9 protein-coding genes are annotated in these 9,080 nt (G+C 40.0%); 2 read left to right on the plus strand and 7 right to left on the minus strand.

All coding sequences use genetic code 11. The annotated features are described in order from the left end of the window. Positions 1-5 precede the first annotated feature (5 nt). Positions 6-1,940: a sensor domain-containing protein gene (locus A0J48_RS07115; RefSeq protein WP_200321648.1), complete on the plus strand. Its 1,935-nt coding sequence runs from the start codon at positions 6-8 to the stop codon at positions 1,938-1,940. Between the two features lie 52 nt (positions 1,941-1,992). Here the strand turns inward: A0J48_RS07115 and A0J48_RS07120 are convergent, their stop codons facing one another. Both A0J48_RS07120 and A0J48_RS07125 read right to left on the minus strand, forming a co-directional pair. Further along, positions 1,993-2,484 (minus strand): SH3 domain-containing protein, encoded by a 492-nt coding sequence (locus A0J48_RS07120; protein ID WP_200321650.1) that lies wholly within the window; start codon positions 2,482-2,484, stop codon positions 1,993-1,995. A 112-nt stretch (positions 2,485-2,596) separates the two neighbouring features. Further along, entirely contained in the window at positions 2,597-4,108 is a 1,512-nt protein-coding gene (locus tag A0J48_RS07125; protein ID WP_200321669.1) for an AAA family ATPase, read from the minus strand. A gap of 285 nt (positions 4,109-4,393) precedes the next feature. Here A0J48_RS07125 and A0J48_RS07130 point away from each other — a divergent pair, with 285 nt between their 5' ends. Beyond that, positions 4,394-5,512, plus strand: coding sequence for a calcium-binding protein (locus A0J48_RS07130; RefSeq protein WP_200321652.1), 1,119 nt, complete (start codon positions 4,394-4,396; stop codon positions 5,510-5,512). A 319-nt stretch (positions 5,513-5,831) separates the two neighbouring features. Here A0J48_RS07130 and A0J48_RS07135 read toward each other — a convergent pair whose 3' ends face one another. The 5 genes from A0J48_RS07135 to yidC form a co-directional block, all read right to left on the minus strand. Then, a complete protein-coding gene (locus A0J48_RS07135; RefSeq protein ID WP_200321654.1) occupies positions 5,832-6,221 on the minus strand; it encodes a PIN domain-containing protein in 390 nt (129 codons plus the stop codon). Continuing rightward, positions 6,208-6,453: an AbrB/MazE/SpoVT family DNA-binding domain-containing protein gene (locus tag A0J48_RS07140; protein ID WP_200321656.1), complete on the minus strand. Its 246-nt coding sequence runs from the start codon at positions 6,451-6,453 to the stop codon at positions 6,208-6,210. Before A0J48_RS07140 ends, A0J48_RS07135 begins: the two co-directional genes overlap by 14 nt. A gap of 30 nt (positions 6,454-6,483) precedes the next feature. Further along, positions 6,484-6,990 carry a YceD family protein gene (locus A0J48_RS07145; RefSeq protein ID WP_200321658.1) on the minus strand — a complete coding sequence of 169 codons (507 nt, stop codon included), beginning with the start codon at positions 6,988-6,990 and terminating at the stop codon, positions 6,484-6,486. 282 nt (positions 6,991-7,272) lie between these two features. Then, a complete protein-coding gene (locus tag A0J48_RS07150) occupies positions 7,273-7,806 on the minus strand; it encodes a Jag family protein (RefSeq protein WP_200321660.1) in 534 nt (177 codons plus the stop codon). A 5-nt stretch (positions 7,807-7,811) separates the two neighbouring features. Then, positions 7,812-8,963, minus strand: coding sequence for a membrane protein insertase YidC (gene yidC / locus A0J48_RS07155; RefSeq protein WP_200321662.1), 1,152 nt, complete (start codon positions 8,961-8,963; stop codon positions 7,812-7,814). Positions 8,964-9,080: the final 117 nt, after the last annotated feature.

A 9,080-nucleotide genomic window follows, 5' to 3' on the forward strand; every position in this document is an offset into this window, starting at 1 on the left:
CTAAGATGATAATTTTAATAATAGGGGTAATCACCTGCCTAGTAATTCAATTAATTGCATTATCAACCCTCTGTTTTTTAGTGCCAAAATTGAGTAATAAACAAGCTACAAAATATCAGGATTTAAATATAGACATAACCAACTCAGAATACTCCTTAGCAACAAAATTAGAAACAGAAACATCTGAACGACAACGCATACAAACCGAATTAGATAAATTTCTATTTTTGCAAAAATTAACCTTAGAATCTACTACAGATGCTATTTTATTAGTAGATAGCCTAGATAAAATTGCCGTATTTAATCAAAAATTTTTGGATATGTGGAGTATACCTGAGTTTTTAATTAAATCAGGTAAGTACAAACAGTTTTTAAGAATCGCTATCAAACAACTGGAAAATCCTCGATATTATTTGTCAATTTTTAGAAAATTAAATCAAAATCCAGAGATTCAATTCCATGAAATTAATCAAACCATCTTGTTTAAAGATGGAAGAGTATTTAATGTTTATTACCAGCAACAAATTAGTGAAAAAAAAATTGGTGTAATTTGGATTTTTAGTGATATCACTGCTGAAAAATTAGCATTAAAGACCATTCAATATCAATCTTTATATGACCTTTTGACTAATTTACCCAACCGAGTATTATTTAATAATTTACTGATTGAAAGTCTGACAAAAGTTAGTCATCATCATAGGTCGGCAGTATGTTTTTTAGACTTAGACCGCTTTAAAAAAATTAATGAAAGTTTAGGTCATAACATTGGTGATAAATTATTACAAATGGTTGCCCAACGCCTGAAGCAATGTCTGCGTCCAGGTGATACAATTGCTCGTTGGGGAGGTGATGAATTCATTATTCTGCTACCAGAAATTAGTGAAATGAATGAAGTTGATCTCATTCGAGAACGCATATTCACGGTTTTTAAACAAGGATTTAAAATAGATAATCACCACTTAAATATTAGCCTGAGTATTGGCATTGCTTTGTATCCCCAACACGGAGAAGATGCAGAAACCTTGATTAAAAATGCTGAAGCTGCATTATATCGCGTGAAATTAAAAGGACGCAATAACTATAAAATATATTACGCAGATATTAATTCGCAAGCTACAGAATTGTTCATTTTAGAAAATAGCTTACACAATGCTTTAGAACGACAAGAATTTAAAGTTTACTACCAGCCACAGGTTAATAGTTTTACTGGTGAAATTACCAAAATGGAAGCTCTACTGCGTTGGCAACATCCAGAACTAGGTTTAATTCCACCAGCTACTTTTATTCCTATTGCTGAAGAGACTGGGTTGATTTTACCAATTTCTGAATGGGTTTTAAAAACTGCTTGTTTACAAAATAAGATTTGGCAACAAAGTTTGCAATTATCATCTTTATCAGTCGCTGTCAATCTATCAGCCAGACAATTTCAGCGTCCTAACTTAGTCAGCATGGTGAAACAGATACTATCAGAAACTAACTTGGAACACAAGTATTTAGAATTAGAAATTACTGAAACTGTCGCTATGCAAGATGTAGAATTAACTCAAAAAATTTTGAGAGAATTAGATGCAATAGGAGTGACTATATCCATAGATGACTTTGGTACAGGATATTCTTCTCTTAGTTATCTCAAAGACTTTCCCATTCATTCTTTAAAAATTGATCAGTCTTTTGTTCGTGATCTAGTGAATGACGATAATCATACAGCCATTACAACAGCGATCATTGCTTTAGCGCATGGACTGAATTTAGCAGTAGTAGCCGAAGGAGTCGAAACAGAAGAACAGTTCAATTTATTGCGAATTCTGGAATGTGAAGTTATGCAAGGCTATCTTTTTAGTCATCCCCTTTCCGCAGAGGAAGCAACAAGGATGCTGAGAGCATATAAGCCGCATAAAATCAGCAAATCTTATTTAGTTGGACAAAATTATAGCAGGTGATATGGGGCATAGAACAGAGTTTTTGAATTTTGAATTTTGAATTTTGAATTATTTATTGTTCTTCTTCAACTCGTTTAGTGTTACCTGCTTTTACCCAACCTTCTTTATCAGTACCTTCAACACGAATTTTTTGCCAATTTTTATCTGAGCTTTCTTCTAAGATAATCACTTTTTGATTAGCACCAACCCCACCCACACTTTGAGCATCTTGTGCTGGTTGATCTCGCATACTCAAACCTTGAGGCCAACTTACAACACCCCGGTAAGCTCCTGGTGGTAATGAATTAGGTGATTCAGTAGGACTGGGACTAGGACTAGGACTGGGACTGGGACTAGGACTAGGCTTGGCCGTGGATGTGGCTTTTACCTGAGTGACTTTTGGTTTGTCAGGCTTGGGTTTGGGATTATCATTAGCAAATGTGGGTCTTTCAGGCGGTATGGCGGTACGATTAACAAAATAAAGAGCTATTGTTAGTCCACTACCTAATAAAACTGCGATCGCCAATAAAAAACCAAGTATAAGTTTAAGCAAGCCAGAAAGCATAGTTATATCCTTTAGTTAGTTGTCAGTGGTCAGTTATCAGTGATCAGTTATCAGCGGTCAGCTTTTTCTTCTTGCTGATGGCTGATAGCTGATGGCTGATAGCTCATTATTATTACATCTGGCGTTGAATGCGTTCACTCAAAGAACTATGCTTGGAAGCCAGACGCGCCCTACCCGAAGCAGCCCATTCTTGCAGTTTTTGAATCTGTTCAACCGCAGTTCGCGCCAAAGGTATGATTTGACTAGCAGCTTCTAAAATATCATCGGTGGTAAAGTCACGATTTTGGCTAAAACCGATGTGCATCGCTTCAATTAACGTTTGTTCAATCTCAGCGCCAGAAAAATCAGGAGTTTCGTAGGCTAATCTATCAATGTCATAGCTTTTGATGTTATGGGGACGCAATCGGCATAAATGAACATTAAAAATGGCTTTTCTTTCTTCTTGGGTGGGTAAACCGACAAAGAAAATTTCATCAAATCGCCCTTTCCGCAACATTTCTGGCGGTAAGGCTTGGATATCGTTAGCGGTGGAAACGACAAACACAGGGGAAGTTTTTTCTGCTAACCAAGTGATAAATGTACCAAATACTCGACTTGTTGTTCCTGCATCACCTTTACTACCCAACCCGGAAAAAGCTTTATCAATTTCATCAATCCATAAAACACAAGGTGCAAGGGCTTCCGCAACTTGAATCATTTGCCGGGTGCGGGATTCTGATTCACCGACTAAACCACCAAATAAGCGCCCCACATCTAAGCGTAATAAAGGTAAATGCCAATGATGAGCGATCGCTTTTGCTGTTAAAGATTTACCAGTTCCCTGAATACCCACCAACATTAAACCACGGGGGTGCGGTAATCCGTACTGTCGCGCTCGTTCTGTAAATGAACCACCCCGTCGAATCAGCCAATCTTTGAGGTTATCAAGTCCCCCTATATCAGAAATTTGCTCAGTGGCTGGGTAAAAGTCCAGGATTTGGGTTTGGCGGATAGTTTGGCGTTTTTCCTCCAAAACTAAATCCACGTCCTCTGGTTGTAATTCTCCGTGGGATGATAAAGCCCTAGCTAAAACTCGGCGTATCCGTTCCATTGATAAACCTTGACAAGAACGCACCAAGTCATCCAGAAATTTACCAGAAGGTGAGTTAGCAGTTGCTTGTAATAACCGTTCTACTTCGGTTTTAATTTCCGGTGCGGCTGGTAAGGGAAACTCCACCACCGTCAACACTTCCGTTAAATCATCAGGAATAGCGATGCGTGGTGATAATAAAACAATATTTTTCGGTTGAGATTTCAGCAGTCTGGCTAAGTTGCGAAGTTTGCGAGAAATCGCCACATCATCTAAAAAGCGGTGATAATCCCTGAGAATTAAGACTGCTGGGGCGGAAGCTGGTAATTTTTCGATAAATTCTAAAGCTTGTAAGGGGTTGCGCTTCCCAAAACCCGCATCGTTGGGGTTTCCTTGATAACCATCAACAAAATCCCAGGTATAAACAGGGCGATTTCCTTGGTTTGTCGCTTCTTCGCGGATAGCAGTTTCTACTCGTTCTTCTTCGTAGGTGGGGATATAAATTAGCGGGTAGCGGGCGCGGAGGAGGAGTTTGAATTCGTCGCGGAAGTTCATGATGTAGTTGTTAGTGGTGTTGAGTTCTTCTCCTATTGTTAAGGGTTGTATAGTGTCTAACAACTAGAAAGTTATTTTCATATTCAGTCGTCTCAAACTATTTATCTCAATCTGAGGAATTACGCAAAACATAACGAAAGTAAAGGTAATTCATGAATTACCACTACGCAAAAATCAGGTTTTTTGCCGTATTGCACGTAAGTGCTAATTTTATTTTCCACTAATGCGGAATTTGAAAACTAAAAATTGTAAGTAATATCACAGTCCAAAAATTTAAAGAAAATTATGCCTAACCCAATTTTTACCGACATTTTTGATGGCAACCTGCTTGACAACAATACTACTACTGGTACTAGCTTAGACGATATTATCCTTGGTGATAATGGGAATGATGTTCTCATAGGATCGTTGGGTAACGATCTCCTATACGGTAATAGCGGCAACGACACGATTAATGGTGGAGATGGCAACGACACAATTGATGGTGGAGATGGCAACGATACAATTGATGGTGGATTTGGACTAGATGTGATGGATGGGGGTGCAGGTATAGACACCCTGAATGTCACATTCTTTGCAGGTGCTTATGTACTCAACATGACCACCGGAGTCACCAACTTTGTGGGTGAAACGGCAATTAATTTTGAGAATGTCAACACAGGTGCAGGTAACGACAGCATCACTGGTAATATTAGTAATAACATCATCAACACTGGTGCTGGCAACGACACGATTAACGGTGGAGATGGCAACGACACGATTAATGGTGGAGATGGCAACGATACAATTGATGGTGGATTTGGACTAGATGTGATGAATGGGGGTACAGGTACAGATACCCTTGATGTCACATTCTTTGCAGGTGCTTATGTACTCAACATGACCACTGGAGTCACCAACTTTGTGGGTGAAACGGCAATTAATTTTGAGAATGTCAACACAGGTGCAGGTAACGACAGCATCACTGGTAATATTAGTAATAACATCATCAACACTGGTGCTGGCAACGACACAATTAACGGTGGAGATGGCAACGACACCCTGATTGGTGGTTTGGGTACTGACACCATGACTGACGGCATAGGCAACGATATCTACAAGTTCTTTGCTACTGCTGAAAGTCAAGTAGGTGTAGCACGGGATCTTCTCATAGATTTCACATCAGGGACTGACAAAATTGACTTATCATCCATAGATGCTGATATCTCACTGGCAGGTGATCAAGCCTTCACCTTCATTGGTAGTTCAGCATTTAATGGAAGTGGTCCTCAAGTACGCTTCTTTACTAGTGGAGGCAACCTATTCTTACAGGCAGAAATCAATGGTGATCTAAACTCCACTGCTGATATGGAAATTCAAGTCAATGGATTGACTTCAATCCTAGCGTCGGACATTATCCTGTAAGGGATTTCCAAAAAAAGATGATCACGAAAAATTTTAGAGTGGGTAAAGCCCTGTAGACATGACGGCACTAAAACAACAGCTTTACCCACATTTTTTCAAAGTTTATGGTGTGTTAGGGACTATTTTCCTGACGCACCTGACAGCTAATTTAGGGTTTACTGTTCGCGTAGCGTGCCGTTAGGCATAAAAGTCTTCTCGTGTAGGCAGGCAAGAGGCAAGAGTTTAGGCTATCTGTTAGTAACCAATTTCTCTATATTTAATCCTCAAAATGCTCGATCTTGTCACCCTGACCTTCAAAAACCTTGCACTTTCTAACTGGCTAATCTAGCAGTTCAAAACCTTTCTCACCGCTTAACTTTCTGTCAAATGTTGCTGTTATACTACAACCAGACTGTTGAGTGATCGCACCAATTAAAAAATCAGAAAAATCTGCACTTCCTTGTTTAAATCGCTCTAGTGCTTGATAAACCAAAGCGCGCTTTTCTAATACAAACACTGAACATTGCAGCATCATTTCCAAAGTTGTGCTGATTTCTTCTATATTAAATTGATAAGGTTTACCGCGTAAAACCCAGACTAATTCACAGAGAACTATATTAGCGACAAAACATTGTTCTCCACCTTCAATGATTTCAGTAGCTTTTTCCCATTGCTGTTCATCATCTTTTGTCAGGTAGCGCACTAAAATATTTGTATCAACTCCAATCACTTGATCCTTCTCTAATTGATTCTTCCATTTCCTCTAAAGTTGCGGGAGTCATACCGGGACGATGTAAAATACCCGATAAACGTTGAACTGGAACATTCAAAGGAATAAGCTTGACTATCCCATTTTCATCAATGACAAAATCAACCTTGCTACCTGTGTCAAGGTTGAGATAATCTCTAATTTCTTTAGGGATAGTTACTTGTCCTTGAGTCGTGATGGTTTCACTCGACATAACTCAAATTCCTTACTTGAGTTGATTTTGCTATTCTGGAAGTTGCTTTTTCAAACTTTGCAAAGCAGACCAACGACTATCAACAATCTGTTCAGAACTACTAGCAACAGTATCTACAATACCTGGACAATTGCGATCGCACAACTGACGATGAGGAATAGCTAAACACATTTGCTCATACAGCCATTCACTAGGATAAAAATAACCATCAGGAGGCACAGTTTCCACTAAATCTTCTATAGCCACTTCCCTTTCTAAAGGTAAGTCTTCAGCCTGATTAGCATTTGCATCTAACCAAATAATTTCTTTAGTATTAACAGCCAAACGTTGATTATATTGTTGCAAACAGCGGTTACAAGTACAAGTAATAATTGTTTCTGCCTGACCGGAAACTTCTAAATAATTACCCTGATGCTGCACGCGGATAGTTCCACGCACCGGGGTTAATGTTTCCAGTCCGGGCAGAAACTCGTCAACTTGAACTTCCTCTGTCCGCTCCGGGGCTTTGGTTAGCTGCGGAATAAAAATAGCGTCCATTATGATTTGTGAGATATCCTCACGCAAAATTATGGTTAATCAGAGGCAAGAGGCAAGAGGCAAGAGGCAAGAGGCAAATGTAAAAACCTTGTCATCGCTGACGTTGATATTTTCAGAATGTCCTCACCGCTTTGTCCACTGCTGTACTACATTTTTGATTGTAATAAGAATTCAGGAGTCAGAATATTTGATAAATACCTAAATTATCAAATAGTCAGTTTAGGCGTGAGCTTGAAAAAGTAAAAAGCTGACTGCTGACCGCTGATAGCTGAATGCTTATATTTAATAGCCAGGATCTGTTGGTGGTTCAGTGGCAGGACGAACCACCAAATTACGATGGGGTTCTTTACCACGACTGAAAGTTTCCAAATCAGGAAATTCCTTCAAAAAGTTGTGAACTTGTCGTCTTTCTGCCGAACTGAGGGATCTAATTTCCACCTCTCGACCAGAAAATCGCACTTCTTGAGCTGCTGTTCTTGCTAAAGCACTAATTTCCGCTTGTCGTCTGACGCGGTAGCCATTCAACTCAATGGTATACGATGCCTGTTCATGCTCTGGTTGATGTAAATTCAGCACCGAATTTGCTAGGTACTGCATTGCATCTAATACAGTACCACCAGTACCAATCAACATTCTGATTTGTTCTGGCATCAAATTGGTTTCATCAATGGTCAACCAATAGCTATCAGATGGTTGAGAGTCTGCCCCAATAGATGGAGCAACCCCCACATTACCCTGAACATTAGCAGAGATACCAGTGAGTTGCAGCAGTTGTTTTAACCATTCTTCGCCAAGCTGCATGGAAACGTCACTCATAATCATCAACCTGTAGCCTTTTTCTTAGAACTTTTTGGTTCAAAGGGCAAAGTCTTAGCTTCTGCGGTTGCTGCTTGTTTTTCCTTCTCCTGAATAGCTACAATTTTTTGCAATTCCTCCGGTAGAGGTTCGCGGGAAAGAATGTAGGTTTGCAAGGTTTGGAAAATGTTACCGATGACCATGTACATCAGTACACCAGCGGGCAGAGGAAAGAACAAAAACATTCCTGAAAAGATGACTGGGGTGATTTTGTTAACTGTATCCTGCTGCGGATTACCACCACTGGAGTTCTGCCCGGAGAGCATTTGGCTAACATAAAGGCTGATGCCAAAGAAGATAATCATGGCTACAATATCCCAATGGACTTTCCCATCGGGATCGATTGCCCCTACCCTACCTAAAGCATCAATAAACAGAAATCCTCTATCTGCTGCCAGTCCAGGGATTGAGCCTTGAATTGTCACATCTCCTGGTTGTAAGGCTTCGATATTGCCTTCAGCATCAATTTTAACTCTGTCGTCTCCTTTAATAACTTTCCATTCAGGAGTTAATTTGGTTTCTGGATGTTCTGCTAAGAGGGAATCAAAGGGTTTGCCCTCCAGTGTTTGATACTGAATCTTTGTCTTTTCTCCCACTGCCAATTTGTTACCACCAGGGAGGATAGCGGTAATTTTTGTGTGATCCCCATCGGCAATATAAATATTTTGGGGAGGAGTGGCAAAGGCTTGGGGTTGAATGCGTTCGATTTGTTCGGAGGGGAAGATTTGCAAATTAACCGAGTAGTTAACTCCCGCAAATGGTGAACCCCGCAAAGTGGCAAACAGTGCTAGTAAAACTGGCATCTGTAACAGCAGCGGTAAACATCCAGCTAAGGGGTTGCCAAATTCTTTTTGGACATTGACCATTTCCTCTTGCTGCTTCTGCGGATCATCTTTATAGCGTTCTTTGATTTCCGCCATTCGCTTTTGCATTACAGGCTGGACAACCCGCATCCGTCGCATACTGCGAATCGAGCCAGCACTGAGGGGATAAAGTGCAAAGCGGATAATCAATGTTAGAGCAACGATCGCCAATCCATAGCTAGGAAAAATACCATAGAAAAAATCTATGATTGGCAGCATTACGTTGTTCGAGAGAAACCCGATACCAAAATCCATTATTCTGAATCCAACCTGCTGAGGTACTATGAACTGAATCTAATTTATCTAAATCGTGATTTATTAGCGACTAAGCTTTGCTACGGATAGCCGCACAATGGGGACTGGGGACTGGGG

The sequence above is a fragment of the Sphaerospermopsis aphanizomenoides BCCUSP55 genome, from assembly GCF_001586785.1.
In the GTDB taxonomy this organism is placed as follows: Bacteria; Cyanobacteriota; Cyanobacteriia; order Cyanobacteriales; family Nostocaceae; genus Sphaerospermopsis_A; species Sphaerospermopsis_A aphanizomenoides_A.

Excerpts from the sequence above, each read along its gene's own strand:
- A0J48_RS07115 (WP_200321648.1), top strand. The coding sequence starts at position 6 with ATGATAATTTTAATAATAGGGGTAATCACCTGCCTAGTAATTCAATTA.
- A0J48_RS07120 (WP_200321650.1), bottom strand. The coding sequence starts at position 2,484 with ATGCTTTCTGGCTTGCTTAAACTTATACTTGGTTTTTTATTGGCGATC.
- A0J48_RS07125 (WP_200321669.1), bottom strand. The coding sequence starts at position 4,108 with ATGAACTTCCGCGACGAATTCAAACTCCTCCTCCGCGCCCGCTACCCG.
- A0J48_RS07130 (WP_200321652.1), top strand. The coding sequence starts at position 4,394 with ATGCCTAACCCAATTTTTACCGACATTTTTGATGGCAACCTGCTTGAC.
- A0J48_RS07140 (WP_200321656.1), bottom strand. The coding sequence starts at position 6,453 with ATGTCGAGTGAAACCATCACGACTCAAGGACAAGTAACTATCCCTAAA.
- A0J48_RS07145 (WP_200321658.1), bottom strand. The coding sequence starts at position 6,990 with ATGGACGCTATTTTTATTCCGCAGCTAACCAAAGCCCCGGAGCGGACA.
- A0J48_RS07150 (WP_200321660.1), bottom strand. The coding sequence starts at position 7,806 with ATGAGTGACGTTTCCATGCAGCTTGGCGAAGAATGGTTAAAACAACTG.
- yidC (WP_200321662.1), bottom strand. The coding sequence starts at position 8,963 with ATGGATTTTGGTATCGGGTTTCTCTCGAACAACGTAATGCTGCCAATC.